This window comes from Amycolatopsis taiwanensis DSM 45107 (assembly GCF_000519205.1).
GTDB classification, from domain to species: Bacteria; Actinomycetota; Actinomycetes; order Mycobacteriales; family Pseudonocardiaceae; genus Amycolatopsis_E; species Amycolatopsis_E taiwanensis.
This window is the reverse complement of the sequence record NZ_JAFB01000010.1, coordinates 61,951-87,406: the sequence shown is the minus strand read 5'-3', so window position 1 is coordinate 87,406 and position 25,456 is coordinate 61,951. Positions and strand designations below refer to the sequence as shown.

Below are 25,456 nucleotides of genomic sequence, written 5' to 3'. Positions count from 1 at the left end.
GTGGGACGCTTCGGGCAAATCGAGCACGGGCGGTGAGATGGCCGCACCGATCGGGCGGATTCGGGCCGGGCGTCTCCGCCGCGTCACCGGCCGTGGCGCCGCCGGAGATTACGCCGTGACCTGCGGTTATGACCCTCCGAGTACAAGATCGGCCGCGGTCTGGCGGTGAATCGCGCCGTGCTGCGCCCGAAGCATGCCGGGGTGATGATGATTCACCGGGGCCGGGTGAACTGTTGGGCCCTGGAGGGTCATCCGCAATGTCGCGAGATGACGAGGCAACCCAGGTCCGCCACACTGGCGTTACGCGACGTCAACGCCGACGAGCGGCGAGCCCCTCGGGCGTTGCGCGCCGTTTGGGGAGGAGGAGTGCAGTGTCCACCGTGCCCACCGGCTTCGATGGCCAGAGCGACGCCGAGCTGATCACCTCCGTTCGGACGGGGACGCTCGCCGCCTACGGCACGCTCTACGAACGGCACGTGAGCGCCGCCTACAACCTGGCCCGCCGTCTGGCGCGGTCCAACGTCGAGTCCGACGACCTGGTGTCGGAGGCATTCGCCAAGGTGCTGGATATCCTCCGCAGCGGGAAGGGCCCGGACAGCGCCTTCCGGGCCTACCTGCTGGCGACCCTGCGACACACGGCCTACGCCAAGAACCGCAAGGACCGGTGGGTCTACCTCAACGAGGACATGACCACGGTCAGCCGCGCGGGCGGAGCCGCCGCCGACGCTCTCACCGTCCAGTTCTCCGACACGGCCGTCGCCGGACTCGAACGCACGCTGGTGGCGAAGGCGTTCAGCCGGCTGCCCGAACGCTGGCAGGCCGTGCTGTGGCACACCGAGATCGAACAGCAGCCGCCGGCCGAGGTGTCGCTGGTCCTCGGCCTGAGCCCCAACGGTGTGTCCGCGCTGGCCCACCGCGCCCGGGAAGGGCTGCGGCAGGCGTACCTCCAGGTGCATCTCGCCGAGACCCCCACCAAGCGGTGCCGGGCCACCGCCGAGCGGCTGGGCGCGTGGACCCGCCATGGCCTGGCCAAACGCGAGCGTGCCCAGGTGGAGGCGCATCTCGACGAGTGCGCCCAGTGCCGCGCGCTGGCCGCGGAACTCGCCGACGTCAACGGCGCGCTGCGCGCGGTCGTCGCCCCGATCGTGCTGGGCGACGCGGCGTTCGGCTATCTCACCACCACCGGCGACCGCAGCACCACGGGCGACCTCGCCACCACGGGTGCGGACGGCGAGGCCGCCGGCACGGGCGCGGCGACCGACCGCCAAACCGGGTCTCGGCAGGTCGTCGCGGTCGCGGTCGCCGGGGGCGCGATCGCCGCCGCGGTGGCCGCGGCGCTCGCCATGAGCGGCAGTTCGCCGTCGATTCCGACGGCGTTGCGGCCGCAGCCCGCCCAGCAGTTGCCCGCGCCGGAACTGCCGCTGCCGGCGATCCCGCCGAGCGTCCCGTTGCCGCTTCCGCCCATCGGCGGCGGCCAGGTTCCGCCCGCCCAGGTCGTTCCCTCGCCGGAGCTGCCGCAGCGGGCCGCGCCATCGCAGCTTTCTCCGTCACCGTCGTCGACGTCCCAGCAGCCATCACCACCACCGACGTCCGCGCCGTGGACCGAGCCCCAGCCGCCGTCGAGTCAGTTCTCGCCGGCGCAGTCACCCGGCGCCTCCACACCGCCTGCCCGAGCACCCCGGCTGACCGTGCAGGGCCCGCCGTCCGGCATAGAACTGACGGCGGGTGGCAGCCCGGCCGAGCTGTCGATCACGGTGCACAACGACGGCGATGCCGCCTCCGAGCCGGTGACCGTCGCGCTGCACCTGCCCGACGGCCTCCACACGGTCGGCGCCGGCCGGCAACCCCTCGCTCAGGAGGGCGGCGGCCCGGTCGCCGTGGACTGCTCGGGCAGTCAGGGCTCCTCGGCGAGTTGCCGGACGGATCGGGGGCTGAGCCCCGGCCAGACCGTCGTGATCACCTTCCGGTTGGCCGCCGCTCCGGACGCCCACAGCGGCGCCGTGACCGGCACGATCAGCGCGGGTGACGGGATCCGGGTACCGGTCAGCGTCCCGGTTTCGGTCGACACCCCGCCCGACTCGCTGGAACTAGGTGTCGATGTCGCGCCGGCGTCATCGTCCCCCCAACTGCTCTGGCTTGATATCAACGTGCGCAACGATGGGGCTGCGAGCGCGCCGGTCAGCGTGGCCATCGACCGTCCGGCCCGGCCGGCCCCCGGCAACCCCCCGGCCACCTGCGCCGGCAGCGGCGGCGACACCTCCTGCACGGCGAGGGACCGGCTGTCCCCGGAGGGACAACTGCACCTGCGGTTCCAACTCGACGCCGCGCCAGGCGGGACGCCGGTCAAGGTGACCGCGAAGCTGGGCTCGGCAACGGCGGCCAGGACACTCCCCCTCAGCCCGCCCGCCCAAGTCCCATCGTCGTAACCGAGAGGTCCGTCACGAGCCGCAGGAGTAGCGTGGCGAACATGCCGGGAACACGCCGGATGCTCGGGCTCCTACGGTCTTTGCTGAGCAAGCATCACGAACTGCTCAAGTTCACGATCGTCGGCGGGGTCTGCTTCGGCGTGACGAACGTCGTCACCTACGCCCTCCGGCTCACCGTGCTGACCGCGCAGCCGATCACCGCGCTCGCCGTCGGCGTGCTCGTCGCGACCATCGTGTCGTATGTGCTGAACCGGGAGTGGTCCTTCCGCACCCGCGGCGGGCGCGAACGGCACCACGAAGCCGCGCTGTTCTTCCTCATCAGCGGAATCGCCGCGGGTCTCAACGAGGTCCCGCTGGCCGTCTCGCACTACCTGCTCGACCTGCGCACCCCGCACGTCGGGCTGCTCACCCAGGAAATCGCGGACTACGTGTCCGGCATCATTCTGGGCACGCTGGTGGCAATGGTGTTCCGGTGGTGGGCATTCAAGAAATGGGTGTTCCCACAGGCCGACGCGCGACCGCGAATAGTACGCGATCGGGCACCGACCGCTGAGAAAACGGGTGAACGAGCCGCCTGATCTCCGGCCGTTTGGTCATCCTCCGTACACTGCGGCAGTGACCGTTGTGGAAAGCGTGCTCTCCCACACCCCCGAGCCGTTACGCTCGGTGCTGATCAAACATCGGGAACTGCTCAAGTTCGCCATCGTCGGCGGAACCACGTTCGTCGTCGACAACGGCGTGTGGTACCTGCTCAAGCTGGGTGTACTCGAGGCGAAGCCGACCACGGCGAAGGCGATCGCGATCATCGTCGCCACCATCGTGTCCTACATCCTGAACCGGGAATGGTCATTCCGGACCCGCGGCGGGCGCGAACGGCACCACGAGGCCGCGCTGTTCTTCGTGATCAGCGGGCTGGCCGTGGTGGTCAACCTGATCCCGCTGTACCTTTCGCGCTACGCATTCCATCTCGAAACGCCTTACGTGGATCGGTGGGTTCAGGAAACCGCGGACTTCGTCAGTGGCTCGATCATCGGCATGCTGCTGGCCATGGTGTTCCGGTTCTGGGGCTTCAAGAAATGGGTCTTTCCGGACGAATTGGGACAGCGCCGCCGCGATGCCACCGTCACCGAGCTCCACCCCGTCAAGGCCGAGGCCGAGGGCGAATAACGGTCCCGCCCGACCCGACAGTCGCTAGCGCGGCACGCGCTCGGGGGGCCATGGCACCTCGGGCGGCACGTCGCCCGGCCCGGGCGAACGTAGGAACAGGCTGAAAACCGCAGGTCGCCGGCTGGACAGTTCGAGCCGGCCGCCGTCCGCCTCCGCCAGCGCGCGGGCGAGCGCGAGCCCCACCCCGGTCGATCCGCCGCCGGAGAACCCGCGCTCGAACACGTGCGGCGCCAGCTCGTCCGGAATCCCGGAGCCGGTGTCGCTGACCTCGACCACCACCGAACCGTCGGCCTCCCCGCGGCGAGCGGCGAGGGTGACCGTGCCCGCCCCGTGCCGCAGGGCGTTGTCCAGCAGCACCCCGACCACCTCGCGCAGCCGCCCGGGAGTGGCCCGCGCCATGACCCCCTCGGCGACCTTGAGCCGCAGATTGCGTCCCTCGGCCCGCAACAACTCGCGCCATTCCTGCGCGACCTGGGACAGGGCCTGGGACAGCTCGATCGCCTCGACATCGACCTCGCTGGCCGCACGTGCCGCCGCGAGCAGCTCTTCCAGCGCTTCGGAGAGGCGGTCGGCCTGTTCCTGCGCGGCTCTGGCCTCCTCCGCGATGTCGCCTTCCTGGCTCAACAACGTCAGCGATTCCAGCCGTAGCTGCAGCGCGGTCAGCCGGCTGCGCAGCTGATGCGAAACGTCCCCGACGAGTTGGCGCTCCCGCTGCACGAGTTGCGCGAGCGCGTGGCCCGAGGTGTCCAGCGCCTCGGCGACCATGTCGAGTTCGCCCACGCCGTACCGGCGCGTGTCGGCACGGAAGTCACCGCCGCCGAGTCTCGCGGCCCGTTCGGCCACGTGTCGAAGCGGCTTGGCAAGCCGTCTCGCGGTGACCGTGGCGACGACCGTGCCGATGCTCACCGACAGCACGACGAGCAGCAGCACGGCCAGGGTCACCGTGGTCTGCCGGGACCGCAACGGGCCGGCCGGGATGGACAGCTGCAGCTTCCCGCCCTTGGCCAGATCGGCCGATGCCGCCACGACATCGGGCCCGGGATCGGCGCCCTCCTGCAGGGTCGGCATGCCAGGCCGCTCCACCACCAACCGGCCGCCGTTCGGGATCAGGATCGCGACCCCGGCGAGATCGTCCTGCATGAGGTTGTCGTCGGCCATCGCGGTGTCGAGGTTGGCGGCGATCTGGGTGGCGCGCTCGGACAGGTCCTCCGTACTGATGCTTTCGACCAGCTTCCACGCCGTCACGCCTAGCGGGATGCCGAGGGCGGCGGCGGTCACCGCGACGGCCAGGAGAATGGCCAGCAGGATGCGACGACGCACAGTTCCTCAGTTCCAGCAGGGGCAACCGACTGTTTTGATGTGATTTGCGTGGCGGTGCGAGTAGCGGAAGCACAACGTAGCCATGTCGGGTCCGCTCAGTCGACGTTGAACCGGAAGCCGACGCCGCGCACGGTGGCGATGCGACGTTCGCCGTCGCCCGAGTGCACCACCGCGCCCTTCCCGTCGCTCCCGACGGAAAGTTTGCGCCGCAGCCACGACATGTGCATGTCGAGCGTCTTCGACGTCTTGGACTCCAGCTCGTTCCACACTTCGGCGAGGATCTCATCCCGGCTGACCACCTGGCCCGCGCGGCTCATCAGCACCCTGAGCAGCTCGAACTCCTTGTTGGCGAGCTGGACCTCGCGACCGTCGACCGTCACCAGGCGAGCACCCAGGTCCATGCGCACGCCGCCGATGTCGAGCACCTCGGGCGCGCGACGGCGGAGCAGGGCGCGGATGCGGGCGAGCAGCTCGGCCAGACGGAACGGCTTGGCCACGTAGTCGTCGGCGCCGGCGTCCAGACCAACCACGAAGTCCACCTCGTCGGTGCGCGCGGTGAGCATGAGCACCGGCAGTTCGGAGCCGTTCGCGCGGAGCCTGCGACAGACCTCGAGACCGTCCATCCCGGGCAGTCCCAGATCCAGCACGAGTAGGTCCACCCGGTGCTCGGACGAGGCCTCCAGCGTCGCCGGGCCGTCGGCGACGATCTGGACCTCGTACCCCTCCCGTTGCAGCGCGCGGGAAAGCGGCTCCGCGATCGCCGGATCGTCCTCAGCGAGTAACACGATGCTCACCTGACCAAGCCTACGACCGTAAGGCGTGAAACCATCGTCGTGTGCCCGAAGATCTGACGCTCGCCAGGCATCTCGCCGACATCGCCGACGCCATCACCACCGCCCGCTTCCGCGCCCGCGACCTCCAGGTGAGCAGCAAGCCCGACCGGACACCCGTGACCGACGCGGATACCGCCGTGGAAGACGCGATACGCGAGCGGCTCGCGACCGAACGACCCGCCGACGCGGTCGTCGGCGAGGAACGCGGCGGCACCTCGTGGTCGGCCGGGCGAGCCTGGGTGGTCGACCCGATCGACGGCACCAAGAACTTCCTTCGCGGCGTGCCGGTGTGGGCGACCCTGATCGCACTGGTCGAGGACGGGACGCCGGTGGTGGGCGTGATCAGCGCGCCGGCTCTCGGCCGCCGCTGGTGGGCCGCCCGTGGCGAGGGAGCATGGTCGAGCGACGCCTCGGGTGAGCGCAGCATCTCCGTGTCCGGGGTGTCCGCGCTCCAGGACGCGTACCTGTCCACGACCCACCTGGGTTCCTGGACCGAACACCACTCACGTGAGGCCTACCTGGCGTTGACCGACGCCTGCTGGGAAAACCGCGCGTTCGGCGACTTCTGGTCGCACTGCCTGGTGGCCGAGGGTGCGATCGACCTGGCCGCGGAGGCGATCGTCAACCCGTGGGACGTCGCGGCGGTGCAGGTACTGGTGACCGAGGCGGGCGGCCGGTTCAGCGACCTGTCCGGCAAGCCGCGCTTCGACGGCGGGTCGGCCGTTTCGTCGAACGGGCTCCTGCACGACGAGGCCCTGCAGATCCTTCAGCGATAGCTTTTCCCGGGACGGCGGGCGGTGAGGTTGACGATCAGCCAGACAAGGCCGCCCAGGGACACGAGACCGCCGACCACGGGTACTACCGCCGCGACGGTCTGAGCGGTCCGGTCGAACCGATGGGGCTCGCCCGGCAGGCCCGCGTCGGTGAACGCGTGAGTCGGCGCCAGGACCTTGTCATTCAAGAGAACGACTACGCCGACAATCGCCGAAAAAGGAAGGGAGCCTTTTTCCGCCGTGAAGGTGTAGGCCCGCGAATCGCGTGAATTACCACGGTTATCGCCGAGGACGAACACGCCTCCTTCAGGAACCTCCACCGTATAGTGGTCATAGTCGTCGAAGGCGGAATTACCGCGCGGATCGTCCGGGGCGAGGTAGTCCTCGGTGATGGCTTTACCGTTGACCAAGAGCTTGCCGTCCGGATCGCAACAGCCGACCGCATCCCCGGGTAGTGCGACCACTCGCTTCACCAACAAGACGCCCTGGAGATCCCGATCCAGCCATGCATCGGTTTTGACGATGACGATGTCACCGCGCCGGACATCCTCACCCGAAATGGGAAGCACTTTCACAATATCGCCGCTTTGAATGGTCGGCGTCATGCTGTCCGTAGCCTGCTTCACCGCGGAAAACACCCGCGGGGGCAACAGGGCGAACGAACCCACGACAACAAGTACACCGATCACCAGGACCGCGGCCGGTAGCCGCCACCTGATGCGCGGTCTCCGTCTTCCGGGCTCCTGCCTCTCGGCGGTCGGCACGATTTCGGTCACCTGAAGTTATTCCTCCCAAATCGGACCGAGATTACTCGGCGCCGGGGAAGGGTGATCAGCGAGCCTCGGACATCGCTGAAACCGCGAACTCACCGTCGCGAACCGAGAACTCACCGTGCTGGACGGGGGACATGGGTGCCTGAAGCGGGGACACAGGTGCCTGAAGCCGGAACTCAGGTGCCTGGACCGGGGACACGGGTGCCTGAAGCCGGAACTCGCGCGCCTGGACCGGGGACACGGGTGCCTGAAGCCGGAACTCGCGCGCCTGAACCGGGGACACGGGTGCCTGAAGCCGGAACTCGCGCGCCTGAACCGGGGACACGGGTGCCTGAAGCCGGAACTCGCGCGCCTGAACCGGGGACACGGGTGCCTGAAGCCGGAACTCGCGCGCCTGAACCGGGGACACGGGTGCCTGAAGCCGGAACTCGCGCGCCTGAACCGGGGACACGGGTGCCTGAAATGGGGACTCGCGAGCCTGAAGCCGGAACTCGCGAGCCTGAAACGGGGACACGCGCGGCGGAGGCGGGAACTCAGGCGGTGGTGACGGGGAGGAGGCCGACGGCGCCGCGGGCGACCTGTGCCCACGCGAGTCGGCCGAACAGGTAGTGGCACGCGACCTGCTCGTTGGTGAACCGCGCCCAGTCGTAGCGGTTTCCCTGTTCCCGCCAGAAGACCTCCCACACCGGCGCCCCCTCGTCGGACTCGTCGACACGGAGCACGCACCACGCGTTGTCCGCCTCGGCGCCGATCGAAACCACCTCGTGCGGCACGCCGATGGTCTCCAGCCACCGCACGATCGTCTCCATGTTCATCTCGTTCCCGCCCCCTTGCCCGGCGAACTCCCGCGGTCAACGCTCATGTCGGACACCCGCACCCAGTCGATGGCTCACGCGTACTCATGTCGGACACCCGCACCCGGTCGGTGGCTCATGCGGTCTCCTCGGTGCCCATGTCGGACACCCGCACCCAGTCGGTGGCTCACGCGGTCTCCTCGGTGGTGATGCGGGTGCCCTGCACCCGGTCGGCCCAGGTGAGCAGCGCTTCTCGATGGTGGCTCACGCGGCCTCCTGAAAGGTCACATCGGCCAGGTATCCCATGGTCACGAGTTCGTCGGCCGAGTAGACCGCCCGGTACCGGAGCCCGCCGCCGGGCTGGCCGAACCAGCCGACGTAGCGCGCCTGCCACATCGGCACCTCGCGCAGCACGCGGTAGCGGCGGTAGCCGGCGCTCAGCGCCGAGGGCGGGAGGGACCGGTGCGCGAACCCGGTGCCCTCCGGCGCGAACACGCGTCCGGTGATGTCGCCGAACCGGTCCAGCATCGTGCCCTCGGCCAGCACCTGTGGCTCACCCGGCTCCGTCCCGCCTTCGGGATACACCTCGCCGGGCGGCCAGGCATACTCCGGGGCCGAGTCGCGGACCCCCGCCAAGAACCGGCGATTCCAGTCGTGCCCGGACAGCCCCGCCAGCGGTTCGTAGCCCTCGATCAGCCCGGCCGGTGGGGACGCGGGCGGCGTCGGCAGGCGCCGGAGCCCGGCCCGGACCTTCGCCAGTGCGTCCGCGGAGTCGATCAGGTCGGAGCGCGGGTGGTCGTGCGGCGGAAATCGCAGGCCGGGCGCGTAGTCGACGTCGGGAGGTGGCACCGGAAGCTGCCGCTGCGGACGATCGGAAGCGACCGGCAGGTGGCCGATCGGGAACATGTGCACCAGGAACAGCGCGACGATGCTCTCCCGATCCTGCCGCGGCGCGCCCAGCGGCGGGGCCGGATTGGGTGCCGCCGGATTGGGCGCCACCGGGTAGGGAGCGGCGGCGTAGGGCGGCGGGAACTGTTGCGGGTAGCGGAATCCGCCGCCGGGCACGGGCGCGCGGCCCGGGCCGGCCACGGGCGCCGCTCCCACACCGGCTGCACCTCCCGCGTCGGGTGCACCTCCTGCGCCGGGTACAGCTCCGATGCCGGGTGCAGCGGTCCCTGCCGGTGGTGCGGTCCCGGCGACCGGCGGTGGCATGACGGCTCCACCGATCGGGCCCCCTCCTCCGACGAACGGCGGCGGCTGGTATCCGGGCGGTGGAACGGCGGGCGGCACGGGTGCGGCGGCGGGCCCGAAACCGGGGCCGGCCGCCGGTGGCGGCGAGTAGGCGGCGTCAGTGAATCCCGACGCGACGGTCCCTCCCGGGAAGTGGGGCGCGGCGGGGTGCGCGGGCGGGGCCACCGGGGCCCCGGACGGCGGGGTCGGGGCGTCGGCGAAGCCGCCGGACTGGACGAAACCGCCGTGGGACGGCACAGACATCGGCGGATCCTGAGGGGGCGGAAGCTGGACCGCGCCGGCACCTGGGACCGGCGGGGGCGGTGGCATCTGCGGCAGTTGCCGCGGAGTGTCCATAGTAGACCCGGCGAGGTCGTCGACGATGTGCCCGGTCGCGGAAGCGGTGTGGTCGACGGCGCCGGCGCCGGCGACATGGTCCACGCCAGCCGCGCGATCGACAGCACCCGCAGCGTGATCGACGGCGCCACCAGCGTGATCCACGACGCCACCACCGTGATCGACAGCACCACCAGCCTGACTCGCGACACCACCAACGTGATCCACGACGTCGCCCGCATGGTCCACGACGCCACCAGCGTGATCGACAGCACCAGCAGCCTGACTCGCGACACCACCAACGTGATCCACGACGCCAGCACTGTGGTCCACGATCGGTGCGGCGGTGTTCGACACGACATTGCCGGCCAGTGGCGCGGCCACCTTGCCGACCGGGTCGCCCACCCGGCCCACGGCGTCGCCGCTGGAGAGCAGGTGCCCGGGCAGGCCGGTGACGGTGCTGAGCAGCTCCTGCTGACCGGCCGGCGTGTGTGCCCCGGGGTGCGGGTCGACCAGCGGGCCGGGCGTGGACGATCCGCCGCCCGGACCGAGTGCGCCGGCCAGCCCGTCCGTCACCGCGGAGAGGTTGGTCGCTGTTCCCTTCAGGACGGTGTCCAGTCCGAGCAGCGCGGTGGGATGCCCGGCCGAGGCCGCCGCGTGCGCCGCATCGGTGTCCTTCGCCGCGCCGACCAGCTGCCGGATCATTTCCACCTTGGCGGCGCCGACCACCTCGGCCGCGTGGTCGAGCCGGCCGGCGGCCTCCCCCGCGCCCCGTGCGGCGGTGGTCAGGCTGCCGTGGTCGGGGTCCACGAAACCGGACCACCGTCGGCCGGCTTCCTCGGCGGCGGTTCCCGACAGCGCCCCGACCGCGTCGCCCGCGGTGCGGTCGGCCTCGGCCGCGAGGCTACTGAGCCTGGCCTGCGCGTCGCGCCAGGCGTTCGCCTGCTCGCGCAGTTTGTCCTCGTCGGCCTGGGGCCAGGACACACCGGTCGCCGCCGCGATGTCGGCCAGCTCCTTCGGCAGTTCGATGCCCATCGGCTATCCCCCGGCCGCGCGGTCGATCGACTCGGCGGCGGCGGAATCCCCCGCCCGGTGCCGCCGCGCGGCTTCGCCGAACGCGTCGCCGACCTCGCGCAGGCTCCCCGCCAGGTTCCGGACCACCTCGGCGGAATCCCTCGCCGGGCCGGCGTGGGCCGCGGCGAAGTTCCGGCCCACCACGTCGTCGCCCCAGGCGGACTCGGCGTCGGTCAGCGCGCGGTCGAGTTCGGCGGCAATCTCGCCGGCGGAGGCGACCAGGCCGTCGAAATCCTTGGCGCGAGCGGCGAGCCGATCGGCGTCGACCTCGAAGCCGTCGCTCACCGGGTGCCCTCCTGGATCCAGTTCTGGTCCTCGTAGCTTTCCTCTTCCGCCGCCCGTTCCGCCGGCGGCTTGTCCGGCGCGATCTCGCCTGCCTCGAGATCGCCGGTGCCGAGCAGGAGGGCCTGGGGATCGGTTTCACTCGGCAGTGCCGGGGCCAGCACCTCGGCGGCCCGCGCCAGCGCGCGCGCGGTGGCGTCGCCGGTGGCCCGCACGATCTGTTCGGCCAGCTCGGCCGGCCGGTACCGGCGGTAGGCGTCCTCGGCGATCGCCAGGCTCGTGAGCGTCCCGCGCGGTCCCACGGTCGCGGTGATCAAGCCCGCCGCGTCCCGCGCCGAAGCCGTCACCGAAGCCAGTTCCCGCTGCACGGAAGCCAGCTGGTCCCGGCTGCGCCGGTAGTCGGCGAGCAACTCGTCCACCTGTGCGCGATGCTCGGTCACGGCGCCCTCCCTGGCTCGGTACGGCGATCGGCTTGGAGTCTGACGTGAGCCGGCCACCCGCGGTTCCACCGCGCAAGAAGAACCTTGGTCAATTCTTTTCCAGCGAAGGCAAGGACGGTCGCGATGGGAAGCGCGTATCTGCAGGAGTGACCCGTTCCTACCGAATTTCGGGCAGTAACGGGTCACTCATGTCACCCGAGGGTTGACAAAGCGGGGGGGTGTTACTTCGACAGGGCCCGGACCACCCGTGATGGGCTCGGCCGGCCGAGCCGCTCCGCCAGCCACGTGCTCGTCGAGACCAGCGCATCCAGGTCCACGCCGTGCTCGACACCGAGGCCGTCGAGCAGCCAGACCAGGTCTTCGGTGGCCAGGTTCCCGGCGGCCGACTCGGCATAAGGGCAACCGCCGAGCCCGCCGGCCGAAGAGTCCACAGTCGACACTCCACAGCGCAGCGCGGCGAGGGTGTTGGTGAGCGCCTGGCCGTAGGTGTCGTGGAAATGCACGGCCAGCGCCTCGGTCCCGACGCCCGCCTCGCCGAGCGCGCCGAGCAGCCGCTCGACCTGGCCGGCGGTGGCCACGCCGATGGTGTCACCGAGCGAAAGCTGGAAGCAGCCGAGATCGAGCAGGCGCCGGCTCACCCGCACCACCTGCTCGACGTCGACCACCCCTTCCCAGGGGTCGCCGAAGCACATCGACAGGTAGGCCCGGACCTCGACGCCCGCGTCGAGCGCCCGCCGGACGGCCGGCTCGAACAGCTCGAACTGACCATCCACAGTGGAATTCAGGTTGCGCCGGGCGAAGGTTTCGGTGGCGCTGCCGAAGATCGCGATCTCCGTGCAGCCCGCGGCCAGCGCGCGGTCGAGCCCGCGCTCGTTGGGCACCAGCACCGGGTAGCGCACGCCCGGCCGGCGCGCCAGCCCAGCCAGCAGTTCCTCGGCGTCGGCCAGCTGCGGCACCCATTTCGGCGAAACGAAACTGGTGGCCTCCAGCACGGTCAGCCCCGCGGCGGCGAGCCGGTCCAGGAACTCGATCTTGACCTCGACGCCGAGGGCGACCTGCTCGTTCTGCAGCCCGTCCCGCGCCCCGACCTCCCAGATCGTCACCCGGTCCGGTAGCCAACCGGCCGGCGCCCGCGCCGGCAACCCCAGCTCCCGGACGCTCATCAGCGCCTCCCGCGTCCTCGTGGCTGCCCGTCGTTCGGGCCCGCGTAGTCGTCGTATGGGTTGTCGTTGACCTCACGGTAGATCAGCGTGTGCACCCGCTCAACGCGCGGAATGTCCTCGAACCGCAACGGTTCGTCGGAGGCCGACTCGATGATCAGCGTGCCACAGCCGAACATGCGGTCGATCAGGCCGTGCTCGAACTGCACGCTGTTGATCCTGGTCATCGGGATGTCCAGACCGGTCCGGCGGAGCACGCCTTCCCGCGCGATGAGCCGATCGGTGGTGACCACGAAATGCGTGGTGCGCCACCGGATCAACGGCCCGAGGAAGAGCCAGCTGATCAGCACCACGGCGACGACGGCGAGTGCGACCAGCGACACCAGTTCCCACGGCGAAGCCAAGCCCCTGGCCAGGGTGGCCAGGTAGCCGCCGGCGCCGAGCGTGACGAGCAGCCAGAAGAACGGCCCGATCAGCATCTTCGCGTGCGGGTGGCTGTGCACCATGACCTTTTCGCTCGAGCTGAGCAGGTCCTCGGGAAAAGACATGGCGTTACCGTACCGTCAACCGCTGACTCGGCAGACCACGATCACACAGCGACCGGGCCGCTATCGGGGGAATTCCGCGCATTGCCAGCTCCTCCGCAAGTTGGCGCGCGACCGCGTCTGAGCGCCGCGACTTCACCGGGATGCCACACCCGCTTATGCCATCCGCAGGTGCACGACATCGCCGGCGAACACGGTGCGCCTGCGGCCATCCTCGCCGAGGACCGTCAACTGCCCCGTGGAATCGACGTCCTGCGCGGTGCCGATCAACGCGTCCCCGCCCGGCAACATGACCCGCACCTGCTGGCCCAGGGTTTCGCAGCGTTCGCGGTATTCGTCGAGCAGCCCGGCGCGCGCCAGATCCCCGCAGGCCGCGCGCCACCGGCTCTCCCGGCCGGCGAACGCGGACAGCAGGATCAGCGCGATCTCGGTCCGGTCGGTGGTCCGCGCCCCGGTCTCCGCCAGCGATGTCGGCAACAGCCCGGCCGGGTTCGGCGGGATCCGGCCGTTGACGGGCAGCACGTTGAGCCCTATGCCCAGCACCACCGCGCCTTCGTCACCGGCGACGGCCTCGGCGAGAATGCCCGCGCATTTCGCGCGGTCCTCCCCCGCGAGCACGTCGTTCGGCCATTTCATGACCGCGTCGACCCCCAGTTCGGCGGTCAGGTCGGTGACCGCGAGCCCGGCCACGACGGCCAGGGACCCGTACTCGGCGAACGGGACCTCGTGCGGCCGGAGGAGCACGCTGAGGTAGATACCGCTCCCGGCGGGCGAACTCCACGACCGGGCCCGTCTGCCCACCCCGGCCGTCTGCTCCTCCGCGATCAGCACGGTCCGGTCGGCGGCGCCTTCGTCGGCGGCCTTTCGCAGGTCAGCATTGGTGGAACCCGTGCTACGCACGACATCCAGAGCGTGGAACGGGGGAACGAGCTCCGCCCGAAGCCGCGCGACGTCCATCTCGGCCATAACGGCACCCTACGGCCCGCGAGCCGGATCTTCGCCCCGTGTGCGGCCAAACCACCCGTCTTCTCCTGCTTTTATTCGAACGTGTTCGGGTAGCCAGGCCGTGACCTCGATCGCCGGCTGCTGTGCCGTGTCACCAAGCGTGCTATCTCGCGTTGTGAATAACCCTCTAGAGTTGACGAGTGACCACTCGGTTCTGGGGCTTTCTCCGCCGAAGGCAGCACGATGATCGCCCGCCACGCGCGCGGGCCCGGCAGGATCGCTGGCGGGGGGCCGGCGGGCGAGGGCTGATCGCGCTGGTCATCATCGCCGCGCTGCTGACCTGCGGCTGGCTGTTCATGCGGCCGGATCCGGTGCCGCTGGCCGGGCCGGCCAGCCCGGCCTCCCCGGGCCCGGGCGGCAACGCGACCGGCGCCGGCCCATCCGTGCTGGAAGCCAGCGCTCCCGTCCAGGCGCAGGCACCGGAGCAGCAGCAGGGCAAGACGGCGTTGGAGCAATGGGCGGCCGGGCTGGCCGGCCCGCTGGACATCCCCGAACGGGCGCTCGTCGGTTACGCCAACGGCGAGTTGACCCTGCGGCACGAGCAGCCGGACTGTCACCTGTCGTGGGTCACCCTGGCCGGTATCGGCAAGGCGAGCTCCGACCACGGGCGGCATGGCGGCGGTCAGCTCGACGACAACGGCGTGGTGAACCGGCCGCTGGGCGCCATCCCGTTGCAGGGCGCGGCCGGTGAGGCCGCAACCGAGCAGCGGAGCGGGCCGATGCAGCTGACCCAACAGGAGTTCAAGCGCGCCGGGGAGACCGGGAACATCCAGGACATCGACGACGCCTCGATCGCGGCCGGGCGCGTCCTCTGCACCGGCCGCACCGACCTGCAGGGCGGGCAGGGCTGGTGGCAGGCGATCGCGAACTACCGCGGCTCCGCCCTGTTCCGCCAACAGGTTCTCGGCAACGCACAGCTCTACGCCACGCTCTCGCTGGCACCGGACACCGCGGGCAAGCCCGCGGTGCGTGCGATCCGGTTCGCCCTCGACCAGATAGGCCTGCCCTACGTGTGGGGCGGCAACGGCCCCGACACGGGCGCGGCCGGATTCGACTGCTCGGGCCTGACCAAGGCCGCCTACGACAGCGCGGGCGTCGGTCTCCAGCGCACCGCCGACTCGCAGTTCCGGTCGATACCCGTGGTACCGAACGGCGAACAGCCGAAAATGGGCGACCTGGTCTTCTACGGCAATCCGGCCACCCGGATCCATCACGTCGGGCTCTATCTCGGAAACGGCATGATGATCAACGCTCCGACCGAGGGCATGGCGGTGCAGATCGCCACCTATCACGTGTCCGGCGACGATTATGTGGGCGCCGGACGGCCGGGTAACTGACCATTTGTCGTAGGTTCCGCCTGGCCGTTTTCGTGTGCGGACAACCACAACAATGACCATCTGGTCAGGTATCGCGGGAAGCTGGCGAGGTCATGGCACCCGCCGCGATGCGGGTCGTGGATCGTGGATCGTGGAAATCCTCGAGAGTCTGTTTGATGACTGTCAGGCCCTGTGTCATGGCAGCGTCAAGGGATTTGGCAAGGTCGTCAGGAAGCACATCGTGTATCCACACCAGTCGGCAGCACTGCTCGCCGTCGGCGATGACCTGCATAGAGGCGTTGTCGTGGTCTGGTCGAAGGCTGCCACCGACGACCGCGTAGGCGATCCGGCGGGTGTCGTGGTCCATGGAGACCAACTGCTCCCGGACCACCGTGCCGTCGGCGAAGGTGACGACCCGGGTGTCGGCGTCGGCGCGGGTGTCCACGACGAAGCCCGGCGCCATGCGTGATGGTCCCGCGCTGAAGTCTCCGATCACCTCCCACACGTCCTCCGCGCTGGACTTGATCAGGACTTCTTTGCTGATTGAGGCCATTTCTCCTGCCTTTGCTCGAGGTGGGGCCGGACGAGAACGGGCAGCCGGTCAGTCGCCCGCAGCCAGGCACAACAGATGTCCCTCGGGGTCGGCCAGCACCACCCACTGCTCACCGCCGGGCTGGTACTCGGGCCTGGTGGCGCCGATCGCAAGCAGTTGCTTGACCGCTTGGTCGACGTCGGCGACGGTGAAGTCCAGATGTGCCTGCTTCGCCGGGCTCGGCCAGTTCGGCGGCTGGTAACCGGCAACACGCTGGAAACCAAGTTGGACGCCGCCGCCGTCGCCCAGGTGGACACAGTCCACATCGCGGTAGGTCACCTCCCAACCGGTGACCGTGCGGTAGAACTCGGCGAGCGGGCCGGGAGCAGCGCAGTCGATGACGACCGTGGCGAGTTGGGCCAGTGCGGACATGGGGTTGACTCCTTTGGTTCGGTGCACACAGCCTGCCCCTGACCACCGGCGACAGTCTTGAAGATTCTTGCGGGACTGTCACACCCCCCACATAGCGTCAAAGGGTGCTCTCCTTTGTCGATGTCGCCACCCGCCCGGACTTCGCGGTCACGGCGGTGAACTGCCGAGACGATCACCGGAACTGGTCCGCGGAGGGGCCGCGCGAGGACGTACGGGTCGTGCTCGTGCGTCGAGGCGGATTCCGCAGGCGCGTTCGCGGGGTAAGCACCGACATCGACGACACCGTCGGCTACCTCGGGATGCCCGCAGAGGAGGAACACTTCGCCCATCCCACCGGCGGTGACGTGTGCACCTCCATCAGCCTGACACCTGCGCTCTGGCGCACCCTGGCGGGCGACTCTCCACAGCTGACCGGCTCGGCGCTGTACGTTGACGGGCGGCTCGACCTCGCCCACCGGCGACTCCTCGCCGCCACCACCGACGACATCGACTACGCCGGTGCCGAGCGACTGGTTGGTCTGGTCGTCCGGATCGTTCGGCAGGTCGTCGCGACAACCGCCCCGGATGGCGCCCCGCCGGCCGCCCGCGACCGGACGCTGGTGGCCGCCGCCCGGGGCATGATCAGCGACGGTCATCCCGCCGCGGCCGGCCTGATCCCGCTCGCCGCTGTCCTGGACGTCTCGCCGTACCGGCTGAGCCGGGCGTTCACCCGCGTACTCGGGGTGTCACTGACCCGTTACCGCAACCGGGTCCGGGTGGCCCGCGCACTCGATCGACTGGAAGCCGGCGAACCCAACCTCGCGATCCTCGCTGCCGACCTCGGCTTCGCCGACCACGCACACCTGTGCCGGACCATGCGGGAGCACCTGGGCCACACGCCGACCGCCCTACGCCGGCTACTCACCTGACGATCAGCAGGTCGGCCGTCCGCCGAACGCGGCTATTTGCTGTTCACGAATGATTCGATGCCGTCGATGACGCGCTGAAGGCCGAATTCGAAGGCGTGCTCGGCGTCGTGGACGCCGTTGTAGTGGGTGGTCGCGGCGGTGCCGACGCGAACCGCCAAGGCGTATCGCTCGTGGTCGAGTAGCCGGTCCAGGTGGGGAGCGAGGGTGGCCCACCACTGGTCATCGCTTTGTTCGGTACGGGCGGAGAATTTCTTCCACTCGATGAGGTTCGCGGTGGCGCCGCGGACGTACTCCAGGACGAGGGTCAACACCGAGTCCATTTCGACGTCGGTCAGTCCGATCCCGTCGACGGCACGCAGTTCGGCGTTGTACTTGGCGATCACGCCCGGTCCCAAGGGTGGTCGTCTCGGGAACAGGGTCAACAGCCAGGGGTGGCGTTCGAACAACGCCCGGTTGGCGCGGGCGACCCGCTCCAGACGAGAACGCCAGCCGTCACCGTCTTCGTGGTGGTAGCGGATCTCGGCGCTGACCCGGTCGACCATGATGTCGAACATCTCGGCCTTGCCGGGCACGTACCGGTACAGCGACATCGTGCCGACGCCGAGCCGATCGGCGACACGCCGCATCGACAGGCTGTCCAGCCCGTCGGTATCGGCGAGTTCGATCGCGGCCGAGACGACCTGGTCGAGGCTGAGCTCGGGTTTCCGGCCGAGGCCGGAGCGCTGCCGCACCTCCCACAGCAACTCCAGCGTGCGCACCGGGTCACCGGCGCCGGCAGACGTGGCCATCGACGACCTCCCTCATTTGCGTGTACCGTACGCAGAGAGTTTGCGTATGGTGTACCCAAATGGAGGTTCGAGTGGTCGCGGCATCGTTTCGAGTGGGTCTGCGGGTCGGCGACGTGGAAGCCGCTGCGCGGTTCTACCGAGGGTTCGGGTTCGACGAGGTCGGCAGCGTGCCGAACCCCGACGGCCAACCGGTGATGACGATCCTCCGGCGAGGCGAGGTACAGCTGATCGTCGATGCCCTGGTGGGCATGCCCTTCCCCGACAGCGAGCGGGAGCGGCAGACCCAGACCGGTCCGCGTGGACTCGGGGTGGCGATCGGTCTGGGCGTGGACGACCTCGCCGTGAGCTACGAGTACTGCCGGAGCGCCGGGTGCACGATCACTTCCGAACCGATGGACGAGGCCTGGGGCGACCGCGTGTTCGAGTGCATCGACCCCTTCGGCTATCAGTGGGAGTTCTCCCAGCCCATCACGGACTGGCAGCCCGCCGCCGGACTCCAAGCCGCGCAGGCCAGTTGGTTCGGCACCCGGTGAATCCGCCGGACCCGACCGGCACAGAGGTGCGGATCCGCCCGACCGGGTGGGTGGCCGGGCAGGTCCGACGGTACGAGAAGTCCGGGGCACCAAGGGAACCGCGGTGAACGGCACGCCCTGTCTGCCGGTTGTTCCTTATGAGTGATCATGGTGGCATGCGCACGTTCGAGGAGTTGGTTGCCGAGGCTCAGGCCGTCGACGTCTCCGGTTGGGGGTTTGAGTGGTTGCGGGGCCGGGCGACCGAGGAACGGCCGCCGTGGGGTTACGCGCGGCTGTTGTCGCAGCGGCTTCCGGAGGTTGCCTCGGCGCTGGACATCGACACCGGTGGTGGCGAGGTCCTCGCTGAACTGCCGGTGCTGCCGAAGCGGATGTGCGTGACGGAGAGCTGGGCGCCGAACGTCGCCCGCGCGAGAGATCTGCTCGGACCGCGCGGGGTCGAGGTCGTCCAGACCCGCGCGGGGGAACCGCTGCCGTTCCCGGCCGAATCGTTCGAACTGGTGACCAGCCGCCACCCGGTCCGGCCGGACTGGCCGGAGATCGCCCGCGTGCTCGTCGACGGCGGCCACTACCTGGCCCAGCATGTCGGGCCGGCCTCGGCCTTCGAGCTGATCGAATACTTCCTCGGCCCCCTGCCCCGACAACGCGCCACGCGGGACCCGCACCGAGAGGTCGATGAGGCCGAGTCCGCCGGACTCACCCTCATCGACCTGAAAACAGCACGGTGCCGCATGGAGTTCTTCGACATCGGGGCAGTCGTCTACATCCTGCGCAAATGCGTGTGGTGGGTACCGGACTTCAGCGTCGAGCGCTACCAGGACACGCTGCGCCGTCTCGACGCGCAAATCAGGTCCGACGGGGCATTCGTCGCGCACTCGACCCGGCACCTCATCGAAGTCCGCCGATGACGGTCAGCACGCACGGCGGCAGCGGTCGAGGAGTGGTGCTGCCGGGTCAGTGTGGCGTGCTTTCGTTGCTTCAAGGTTTCGGGTGATGGGTGTCACGTCGTGGTATGTCACGCCTGGGCGGGCGGCGGTGTCTTGGGGGCATGACTGAGCACAGCACACTCAACAAGGTTGTGGTGATCGGCGGTGGTTATGCCGGGTCGGTCGCGGCGAATCGGCTGCGGGCGCGGCCGGGCATGGACATCACGCTGGTCAATCCTCGTCCGAGGTTTGTCGACCGAGTCCGGTTGCACCAGTTCGTGGCGGGTACCAGCGACGCCGCGGCGGACTACGGCACGCTGCTCGGCGAGAGCGTCAACTTGGTTGTCGACAGTGCCACACGTATCGACACCGCCGGCCGCACCGTGGAGCTCGCCTCGGGTCGCTCGCTGGACTTCGACTACGTCATCTACGCGGTCGGCAGCACCGGGGCGATACCGTCAGCGGTGCCTGGAGCGGCCGAGTTCGCTTTCTCCGTCGCTGAGTTCGAGTTCGCGCAGCGGCTGCGCGCCAAACTCGACGAGCTGCCTCGCGATGCTCCGGTCACTGTGGTCGGTGGCGGATTGACCGGTATCGAGACGGCGGCCGAACTGGCCGAACAAGGACGTACGGTCACCCTGGTGTGTAGCCAAGCCCTGGCACCGACCTTCAGCGCACCGGGTCGCCGCGCCATCGCCAAGTGGCTGTCCCGGCACGGAGTCTCCGTGCTCGAGGCCAACCCGGTCACCGAGGTTCACCCCGACGCGGTCGTCCTGGCCAGTGGCGCGGTGCGGCCGAGCGCGCTCACCATCTGGACGGCCGGTTTCGGCGTGCCGGAACTGGCCCGGGCCAGCGGGTTGCGCACCGACACACTCGGCCGGCTACTCACCGACGAGACGCTGACCAGCATCGACGACGACCGCGTCGTCGCGGCCGGCGACGCCGCCGCACCATCGGGCCAGCCGCTGCGCATGAGCTGCTACGCAGCCGGGCCACTCGGGGCACAAGCCGCTGACACCGTGCTGAACCGCATCGCGGGCACCGAACCGGCGCCGATCACCCTGGCCTTCTCCGGAGCGTGCGTCAGCCTCGGCCGCCACAACGCCGTCCGGCAAATCGCACGCAAGGACGACCGCGCGGTCAACTTCTACCTCGGCGGCCGCGCTGGCGCCGCGGTCAAGGAACTCACCTGCAACCTCGCGACCTGGAAGATCCGCCGCGAGGCCCGCAAACCAGGTTCCCTAATCTGGCCCAAAGGCGGCCCGCGTCCCGAGCAGCCGGCCTCCGCCTCACAGGTGATCACGTCCCCATGACCACCGACGAGCATGCCGAGCGGTTCACCCTGCTGCGGCCCCTGCTGTTCACGATCGCCTACGAAATACTCGGCTCGGCGACCGAATCCGACGACGTGCTGCAGGACAGCTACCTGCGATGGGCCGAGGTGGACCTCGCGACGGTGCGGGACACCAAGTCGTATCTGGCACGGCTGGTCACCCGCCAAGCCCTCAACGCCGTACGCGCGAACGCGCGCCGCCGCGAGGACTACATCGGCCCGTGGCTGCCCGAACCGCTGCTGCTCGACCAACACGACGCGTCGGCCGATGTGGTGCTCGCCGAGTCGGTGTCGATGGCCATGCTCGTGCTGCTCGAAACACTCACCCCCAACGAGCGTGCGGTGTTCGTGCTACGCGAAGTGTTCGGCTTCGACTATCACGACATCGCCGCAGCCGTCGACAAATCCGTGACAGCGGTGCGCCAGATGGCGCACCGCGCCCGCGAACACGTGCAGGCGCGACGCAAACGCTTCGAACCCGCCGACACCGCGACCACCACACAGATCACCGAACAGTTCATGACCGCCGCGGCCACCGGTGACCTGGACGGTCTGCTCGCGCTACTCGCACCGAACGCCACCTGGACGGCCGACAGCGACGGCAAGACCATCGCCGCGCGCCGGCCAATAGTAGGCGCGGAAAAGATCGCCACCTTCCTCACCGAAACCTTCCGCACCGCGCAGCTGACACCAGACCAACGGATCGAGATAGCCAACTGCAACAACACACCCACACTGATCATCCACAACGGCGACCACGTAGCAGGCGCCTGCCTGATCGAGATCATCGACGGGAAGATCACCAACTTCTACGTCATCCGCAACCCCGACAAACTCATCACGGTGACGGCTCCACGACAGATCAGCCGGTAAGTGCTGATCAAGTCCGGCACCGTTTCAAGAGTCGCACTAACATTCGGCCAAAGGCTGGGCCGGGTCGTGAGGAGCCGCTATGAACGATGCGACCCGAACGCGATCGGAACACCATGGACAGACCGCTGACATCGCAGCGCTGCGGGCACGGCTGCGGCATGTCTACTGGATCGGTGGCGGCACCGGCGCCGGCAAGTCGACCGTCGCTCGTCGCATAGCGGCTCGGCACGGCCTGCATCTCTACGCGACCGACGACGTGATGTCGGATCACGCCGGCCGGTGCACCCCCGAAGACTGTCCGTTCCTGAGCGAGTTCCGGGCCATGGACATGGACCAGCGATGGGTGAACCGATCTCCGGAAACGATGCTGGAGACGTTCCACTGGTTTCGAGGCGAGGGCTTCGGCCTGATCGTCGACGACCTCCTGCGTCTCCCGAGCGAACCTGGTGTGCTCGTCGAGGGCTTCCGGCTGCTGCCCCACCTCGTGAAGCCCCTCCTGGCCCGGCCGAGCCGCGCCCTCTGGCTCCTCCCGACGCCCGAGTTCCGCCGGGCCGCGATCGACAGCAGGGGCTCGACATGGGCCATCGCCCGCAAGACCAGTGATCCGGAGAAGGCCCTGCGCAACCTGCTCGAACGAGATCGGATGTTCACCGATCGCCTGCACGAGCAAACGAAGCCTCTGCAACTGCGCGTCGTCGAGGTCGATACCACGATGACCGAGGACGATCTGGTCCGGCAGGTGACACAAGCGTTCGAACTCTGATCCCGGGTGGGTTCGTGGAGGTTGTGCGTTATGTCTCTCGCGCGCCTTACCTCCCGGAAGCAGGCGAATACTGAGCTATGTGGACGGACTGGACCTGCGTTTCCTCCGGCGATGAGCGCGCTGGCACTGGATTGGTCGAATACGTCGTCGGCCGGCTACCCGACCCTGTTCGCCGGCGTGCTGATCGGCTCGATCGTGCCCATCGTGCCGACCGGAGCGTTGGTCGGCGCCGCGGCCGCGGTAGCGATGACGACGTCACACCTGTCGCTGCCGCTGGTGCTCCTGCTCTCGGTGCTCGGCGCTGCGATCGGGGACGTGGTCACCTACCTGATCGCGCGTGCCGGCAGTGAAGCCGCGATCCGCCGGCTGGTCCGCGGCCAGCGTCCCGACCGCCTGATCAACGCGCGGGAGCGGTTCGCCAAGCATGGCTGGCAGCTCGTGGTCATCGGCCGCCTGGTGCCCGCCGGCCGGATCCCGGTGCTGGTCGCGGCGGGCGCGGTGGCCTATCCGTGGCGCCGGTTGCTGGCGGCCACCGCGATCGCCTGCGTGCTCTGGGCGCTCGCCTACGCCGTTCTTGGGATCGTCAGCGGCGGCATCTTCGACTCGCCCCTGGTCGCCACGCTGATCGCCACGGTGCTCGTGCTGGTGGTCACCGGCGCGGTGCAACTCGTGGCGAAACGGCGTGAGCGGAGGAAGTCGTGACGAGCGCGGAACGGGGCCGGCTGCTACGTAGTGGGCGCACCGTCGCGCGGGTCCTGTTCGTGTGGTTCGCGGTCACCCTCGGCCTGCACGGACTCGACGTGCTGTTGCCTGGTTTCGCGATGCCGGAGTGGTGGCAGCCGAGGAGTCTGCGCGCTGCTGCTGGGCCTGCTGACCGGTGTGGTCTGGCCACTGGTGCTGCGGGTGGCCCTGCCGATCGCGCTGTTCACCCTGGGCATCGGCAGTTTCCTGCTGCTCGGCGTGGGCGCGTTCGCCGTGCTCGCGGCCGTGCCGGGCGTGGAGATCCGAGGCGTGCGCACGGCCGTCCTCGTGGTGCTGGGCATGTCCGCGGTCAGCCTGTTGATCAGCAGCGTGCTCGCCATCGACGAGGACGAGATCTTCTTCCGCCGGGCCGCGCGCCGCAGCCGGCGCAACCCCCGGCGAGTCGACGACCTCACGCCGGGCGTGATCTTCCTCCAGGTCGACGGGCTCAGCTACGACGTGGCACGGCGGGCGATGCGGGACGGCGACATGCCGACGTTGGCGGCCTGGGTGGCCGCGGACAGCCACAAGCTGGTGCGCTGGCAGACCGACTGGAGTTCGCAGACCGGCGCGGCGGTCTGTGGAATCCTGCACGGCGACAACCATGACATCCTCGGTTTCCGTTGGTACGAAAAGGACCGCGACCATGTGATGGCGTGCGCGCACCCGCGCGACGCGGCCGAGATCGAGCGGCGCCACTCCGACGGGCGCGGCCTGCTCGCCGGAGACGGTGCGAGCCGTGGCAACCTGTTCACCGGCGACGCGCCACACGTCAGCCTCACCATGAGCGCGGTGTCGGTGTTGCTGCCGAAGGGGCTTCGTCGCCGTCGCAACAATCGCGTCGGCGCGGGTTACTACACGTACTTCGCGAATCCGGTCAACGCGGTGCACACCTTGCTTTCGACGTTGACGGACATGTTCCGGGAGCTGTCGGCCGCGGCAAAGCAGCGGCGGGCGGGTGTCCGGCCGCGGGTCAAGCGCGGCGGGTGGTATCCCGTCGCACGGTCGGGCACGACGGTGATCGCGCGCGACGTCGTGGTCTCCGCGGTGCTGGAGGACATCCTGAGCGGGCGGCCCGTGGTGTACGCGGACTTCCTCGGCTACGACGAGGTCGCGCACCACTCCGGTATCGAGCGGTTCGACACCCTGGCCGTGCTGCGGTCCATCGACCAGCAGATCGGGCGGCTGCACCGGGCCAGCAGGCTGGCGCCGCGGCCCTACCACGTCGTGGTGCTCTCCGATCACGGCCAGACCCAGGGCTGGGCGTTCACCGACCGGTTCGGCGAGTCGATCGGGGAATTCGTCGGTCGGCAGTGCGGTGGCCCGGTACCCCGGACCGACACCGTTGGCGGCGGTGGGCCGATAGCGCAGCGGTTACGGGCCAGGACCGCAACGGCCGGCGGCCGGATCGAGCATTCGCGCCGGGCCGAAGACGCCGAGGCCATCGAGGTGACGCGGGTGGCGCCGGGCGTGGTGGTCACCGTTTCCGGGCATCTGGCGATGATGTCGTTCACCGACCACGAGGGCCGGGTCGAGTTGGAGACGATCGAGCGCGAGTACCCGGAACTGCTGCCCGCGCTCGTGGATCACCCGGGTGTCGGCTTCCTGCTCGTGCGCAGTGCCGAGTTCGGCCCGGTGGTGCTCGGTCGCGACGGGCTGCACCGGCTCGCCTCGGGATTCGTGCTGGGCGAGGACCCGTTGCGGGACTACGGTCCGCATGCCGTCGAGCTGATCAGCCGCGTGAACACGTTCCCGCACTGCGCGGACATCATGATCAACAGCCGGTACGACCCGGCGACCGACGGGGCGTCCCCGTTCGAGCCGCACGTCGGCTCGCACGGCGCGCTCGGCGGTCAGCAGGAACGCGGGTTTTTGGTCCACCCGGCGGAATTCGAGCCACCCGGCGAACTCGTCGGTGCCGAATCGCTGCACAAACTGTTCCGGCTCTGGCTGACCAAGCTCGGCCACGACGGGTTCCTGAGCGAATAACGCTCGACCCCGCGCCGCGCCATCCTCGCAGCCGGCACCTATGGATTTCGTATGGCTCCGTCATCGGCTCCCGATCGGTGCCCGCCGGTAGAAGTGACCGCATCCGCTGTCGCCGGTCGAAGCCATGCGCGGCCTGGACGATCAGGCACCGGAGGAAATGGCCGAGATCG

25 protein-coding genes and 1 pseudogene are annotated in these 25,456 nt (G+C 69.5%); 13 read left to right on the top strand and 13 right to left on the bottom strand.

The window, feature by feature from the left end; all coding sequences use genetic code 11:
* The first annotated feature begins 371 nt into the window (after positions 1 to 371).
* Genes A3CU_RS44220 through A3CU_RS0109785 form a run of 3 tightly spaced genes read left to right on the top strand, consistent with a single transcriptional unit; the run spans position 372 to position 3,593 of the window.
* Positions 372 to 2,426, top strand: coding sequence for a sigma-70 family RNA polymerase sigma factor (locus A3CU_RS44220; RefSeq protein WP_052371600.1), 2,055 nt, complete (start codon positions 372 to 374; stop codon positions 2,424 to 2,426).
* A gap of 41 nt (positions 2,427 to 2,467) precedes the next feature.
* On the top strand, positions 2,468 to 3,004 hold the full coding sequence (locus tag A3CU_RS0109790; protein ID WP_027942128.1) for a GtrA family protein: 537 nt from the start codon (positions 2,468 to 2,470) through the stop codon (positions 3,002 to 3,004).
* A 37-nt stretch (positions 3,005 to 3,041) separates the two neighbouring features.
* Positions 3,042 to 3,593: a GtrA family protein gene (locus A3CU_RS0109785; RefSeq protein WP_027942127.1), complete on the top strand. Its 552-nt coding sequence runs from the start codon at positions 3,042 to 3,044 to the stop codon at positions 3,591 to 3,593.
* 24 nt (positions 3,594 to 3,617) lie between these two features.
* On the opposite strand, the gene A3CU_RS0109780 is transcribed toward A3CU_RS0109785, so the two are convergent.
* Positions 3,618 to 4,913 carry an ATP-binding protein gene (locus tag A3CU_RS0109780; RefSeq protein ID WP_027942126.1) on the bottom strand — a complete coding sequence of 432 codons (1,296 nt, stop codon included), beginning with the start codon at positions 4,911 to 4,913 and terminating at the stop codon, positions 3,618 to 3,620.
* A gap of 95 nt (positions 4,914 to 5,008) precedes the next feature.
* The gene (locus A3CU_RS0109775; RefSeq protein ID WP_027942125.1) at positions 5,009 to 5,701 is read right to left on the bottom strand and encodes a response regulator transcription factor; all 693 of its coding nucleotides are present in this window, start codon (positions 5,699 to 5,701) and stop codon (positions 5,009 to 5,011) included.
* Between the two features lie 47 nt (positions 5,702 to 5,748).
* Here A3CU_RS0109775 and hisN point away from each other — a divergent pair, with 47 nt between their 5' ends.
* Complete coding sequence (gene hisN / locus A3CU_RS0109770; RefSeq protein WP_027942124.1) at positions 5,749 to 6,522, top strand: histidinol-phosphatase; 774 nt, start codon at positions 5,749 to 5,751, stop codon at positions 6,520 to 6,522.
* Here the strand turns inward: hisN and lepB are convergent.
* From lepB to A3CU_RS0109720, 8 genes are all read right to left on the bottom strand, one after another.
* A complete protein-coding gene (lepB, locus tag A3CU_RS44215; RefSeq protein WP_052371599.1) occupies positions 6,513 to 7,295 on the bottom strand; it encodes a signal peptidase I in 783 nt (260 codons plus the stop codon). The genes hisN and lepB overlap by 10 nt on opposite strands.
* Before the next feature lie 530 nt (positions 7,296 to 7,825).
* Positions 7,826 to 8,107: a hypothetical protein gene (locus A3CU_RS0109755; protein ID WP_027942122.1), complete on the bottom strand. Its 282-nt coding sequence runs from the start codon at positions 8,105 to 8,107 to the stop codon at positions 7,826 to 7,828.
* A 243-nt stretch (positions 8,108 to 8,350) separates the two neighbouring features.
* Entirely contained in the window at positions 8,351 to 10,687 is a 2,337-nt protein-coding gene (locus A3CU_RS0109745; RefSeq protein WP_027942121.1) for a glycohydrolase toxin TNT-related protein, read from the bottom strand.
* Positions 10,688 to 10,690: 3 nt separating this feature from the next.
* The gene (locus tag A3CU_RS0109740) at positions 10,691 to 11,011 is read right to left on the bottom strand and encodes a hypothetical protein (RefSeq protein ID WP_027942120.1); all 321 of its coding nucleotides are present in this window, start codon (positions 11,009 to 11,011) and stop codon (positions 10,691 to 10,693) included.
* Positions 11,008 to 11,448, bottom strand: coding sequence for a YbaB/EbfC family nucleoid-associated protein (locus A3CU_RS0109735; RefSeq protein ID WP_027942119.1), 441 nt, complete (start codon positions 11,446 to 11,448; stop codon positions 11,008 to 11,010). The genes A3CU_RS0109740 and A3CU_RS0109735 overlap by 4 nt, the downstream gene beginning before the upstream one ends.
* Positions 11,449 to 11,669: 221 nt before the next feature.
* Positions 11,670 to 12,611, bottom strand: a complete 942-nt coding sequence (locus A3CU_RS0109730) for a hydroxymethylglutaryl-CoA lyase (protein WP_027942118.1) — start codon at positions 12,609 to 12,611, stop codon at positions 11,670 to 11,672.
* Positions 12,611 to 13,156, bottom strand: coding sequence for a PH domain-containing protein (locus tag A3CU_RS0109725; protein WP_027942117.1), 546 nt, complete (start codon positions 13,154 to 13,156; stop codon positions 12,611 to 12,613). Before A3CU_RS0109725 ends, A3CU_RS0109730 begins: the two co-directional genes overlap by 1 nt.
* Positions 13,157 to 13,309: 153 nt before the next feature.
* Positions 13,310 to 14,119: a biotin--[acetyl-CoA-carboxylase] ligase gene (locus A3CU_RS0109720; protein WP_027942116.1), complete on the bottom strand. Its 810-nt coding sequence runs from the start codon at positions 14,117 to 14,119 to the stop codon at positions 13,310 to 13,312.
* 179 nt (positions 14,120 to 14,298) lie between these two features.
* Between A3CU_RS0109720 and A3CU_RS44210 the strand changes: the two genes are divergently transcribed.
* Complete coding sequence (locus A3CU_RS44210; protein ID WP_425388230.1) at positions 14,299 to 15,495, top strand: C40 family peptidase; 1,197 nt, start codon at positions 14,299 to 14,301, stop codon at positions 15,493 to 15,495.
* 64 nt (positions 15,496 to 15,559) lie between these two features.
* Here the strand turns inward: A3CU_RS44210 and A3CU_RS44205 are convergent, their stop codons facing one another.
* Positions 15,560 to 16,027: an SRPBCC family protein gene (locus A3CU_RS44205; RefSeq protein ID WP_052371598.1), complete on the bottom strand. Its 468-nt coding sequence runs from the start codon at positions 16,025 to 16,027 to the stop codon at positions 15,560 to 15,562.
* 48 nt (positions 16,028 to 16,075) lie between these two features.
* Positions 16,076 to 16,438 carry a VOC family protein gene (locus A3CU_RS0109705; RefSeq protein WP_027942115.1) on the bottom strand — a complete coding sequence of 121 codons (363 nt, stop codon included), beginning with the start codon at positions 16,436 to 16,438 and terminating at the stop codon, positions 16,076 to 16,078.
* A 104-nt stretch (positions 16,439 to 16,542) separates the two neighbouring features.
* Between A3CU_RS0109705 and A3CU_RS0109700 the strand changes: the two genes are divergently transcribed.
* Positions 16,543 to 17,346 (top strand): helix-turn-helix domain-containing protein, encoded by an 804-nt coding sequence (locus tag A3CU_RS0109700; RefSeq protein WP_027942114.1) that lies wholly within the window; start codon positions 16,543 to 16,545, stop codon positions 17,344 to 17,346.
* A gap of 32 nt (positions 17,347 to 17,378) precedes the next feature.
* Here the strand turns inward: A3CU_RS0109700 and A3CU_RS0109695 are convergent, their stop codons facing one another.
* Positions 17,379 to 18,134, bottom strand: a complete 756-nt coding sequence (locus A3CU_RS0109695; protein WP_027942113.1) for a TetR/AcrR family transcriptional regulator — start codon at positions 18,132 to 18,134, stop codon at positions 17,379 to 17,381.
* 59 nt (positions 18,135 to 18,193) lie between these two features.
* Between A3CU_RS0109695 and A3CU_RS0109690 the strand changes: the two genes are divergently transcribed.
* The 7 genes and pseudogenes from A3CU_RS0109690 (at position 18,194) to A3CU_RS44200 (ending at position 25,286) form a co-directional block, all read left to right on the top strand.
* Positions 18,194 to 18,667 (top strand): VOC family protein, encoded by a 474-nt coding sequence (locus tag A3CU_RS0109690; RefSeq protein WP_027942112.1) that lies wholly within the window; start codon positions 18,194 to 18,196, stop codon positions 18,665 to 18,667.
* Positions 18,668 to 18,822: 155 nt separating this feature from the next.
* On the top strand, positions 18,823 to 19,572 hold the full coding sequence (locus tag A3CU_RS0109685; RefSeq protein ID WP_027942111.1) for a class I SAM-dependent methyltransferase: 750 nt from the start codon (positions 18,823 to 18,825) through the stop codon (positions 19,570 to 19,572).
* A 140-nt stretch (positions 19,573 to 19,712) separates the two neighbouring features.
* On the top strand, positions 19,713 to 20,900 hold the full coding sequence (locus tag A3CU_RS0109680) for an NAD(P)/FAD-dependent oxidoreductase (RefSeq protein ID WP_027942110.1): 1,188 nt from the start codon (positions 19,713 to 19,715) through the stop codon (positions 20,898 to 20,900).
* On the top strand, positions 20,897 to 21,793 hold the full coding sequence (gene sigJ / locus A3CU_RS0109675) for an RNA polymerase sigma factor SigJ (RefSeq protein ID WP_027942109.1): 897 nt from the start codon (positions 20,897 to 20,899) through the stop codon (positions 21,791 to 21,793). Before A3CU_RS0109680 ends, sigJ begins: the two co-directional genes overlap by 4 nt.
* A gap of 79 nt (positions 21,794 to 21,872) precedes the next feature.
* Complete coding sequence (locus A3CU_RS0109670) at positions 21,873 to 22,556, top strand: hypothetical protein (RefSeq protein ID WP_052371597.1); 684 nt, start codon at positions 21,873 to 21,875, stop codon at positions 22,554 to 22,556.
* Between the two features lie 111 nt (positions 22,557 to 22,667).
* Positions 22,668 to 23,258 (top strand): DedA family protein, encoded by a 591-nt coding sequence (locus A3CU_RS0109665; protein WP_425388229.1) that lies wholly within the window; start codon positions 22,668 to 22,670, stop codon positions 23,256 to 23,258.
* Positions 23,255 to 25,286 (top strand): annotated as a pseudogene (locus A3CU_RS44200) (phage holin family protein). Before A3CU_RS0109665 ends, A3CU_RS44200 begins: the two are co-directional and overlap by 4 nt.
* The last annotated feature ends 170 nt before the right edge of the window (positions 25,287 to 25,456 follow it).

What these genes read in the sequence shown, in the direction of transcription:
- A3CU_RS0109790 (WP_027942128.1), top strand. Translation starts at nt 2,468, where the DNA reads ATGCCGGGAACACGCCGGATGCTCGGGCTCCTACGGTCTTTGCTGAGC.
- A3CU_RS0109755 (WP_027942122.1), bottom strand. Translation starts at nt 8,107, where the DNA reads ATGAACATGGAGACGATCGTGCGGTGGCTGGAGACCATCGGCGTGCCG.
- A3CU_RS0109745 (WP_027942121.1), bottom strand. Translation starts at nt 10,687, where the DNA reads ATGGGCATCGAACTGCCGAAGGAGCTGGCCGACATCGCGGCGGCGACC.
- A3CU_RS0109730 (WP_027942118.1), bottom strand. Translation starts at nt 12,611, where the DNA reads ATGAGCGTCCGGGAGCTGGGGTTGCCGGCGCGGGCGCCGGCCGGTTGG.
- A3CU_RS0109725 (WP_027942117.1), bottom strand. Translation starts at nt 13,156, where the DNA reads ATGTCTTTTCCCGAGGACCTGCTCAGCTCGAGCGAAAAGGTCATGGTG.
- A3CU_RS0109720 (WP_027942116.1), bottom strand. Translation starts at nt 14,119, where the DNA reads ATGGCCGAGATGGACGTCGCGCGGCTTCGGGCGGAGCTCGTTCCCCCG.
- A3CU_RS44205 (WP_052371598.1), bottom strand. Translation starts at nt 16,027, where the DNA reads ATGGCCTCAATCAGCAAAGAAGTCCTGATCAAGTCCAGCGCGGAGGAC.
- A3CU_RS0109705 (WP_027942115.1), bottom strand. Translation starts at nt 16,438, where the DNA reads ATGTCCGCACTGGCCCAACTCGCCACGGTCGTCATCGACTGCGCTGCT.
- A3CU_RS0109695 (WP_027942113.1), bottom strand. Translation starts at nt 18,134, where the DNA reads ATGGCCACGTCTGCCGGCGCCGGTGACCCGGTGCGCACGCTGGAGTTG.
- A3CU_RS0109690 (WP_027942112.1), top strand. Translation starts at nt 18,194, where the DNA reads ATGGAGGTTCGAGTGGTCGCGGCATCGTTTCGAGTGGGTCTGCGGGTC.
- A3CU_RS0109685 (WP_027942111.1), top strand. Translation starts at nt 18,823, where the DNA reads ATGCGCACGTTCGAGGAGTTGGTTGCCGAGGCTCAGGCCGTCGACGTC.
- A3CU_RS0109680 (WP_027942110.1), top strand. Translation starts at nt 19,713, where the DNA reads ATGACTGAGCACAGCACACTCAACAAGGTTGTGGTGATCGGCGGTGGT.
- sigJ (WP_027942109.1), top strand. Translation starts at nt 20,897, where the DNA reads ATGACCACCGACGAGCATGCCGAGCGGTTCACCCTGCTGCGGCCCCTG.
- A3CU_RS0109670 (WP_052371597.1), top strand. Translation starts at nt 21,873, where the DNA reads ATGAACGATGCGACCCGAACGCGATCGGAACACCATGGACAGACCGCT.
- A3CU_RS0109665 (WP_425388229.1), top strand. Translation starts at nt 22,668, where the DNA reads ATGAGCGCGCTGGCACTGGATTGGTCGAATACGTCGTCGGCCGGCTAC.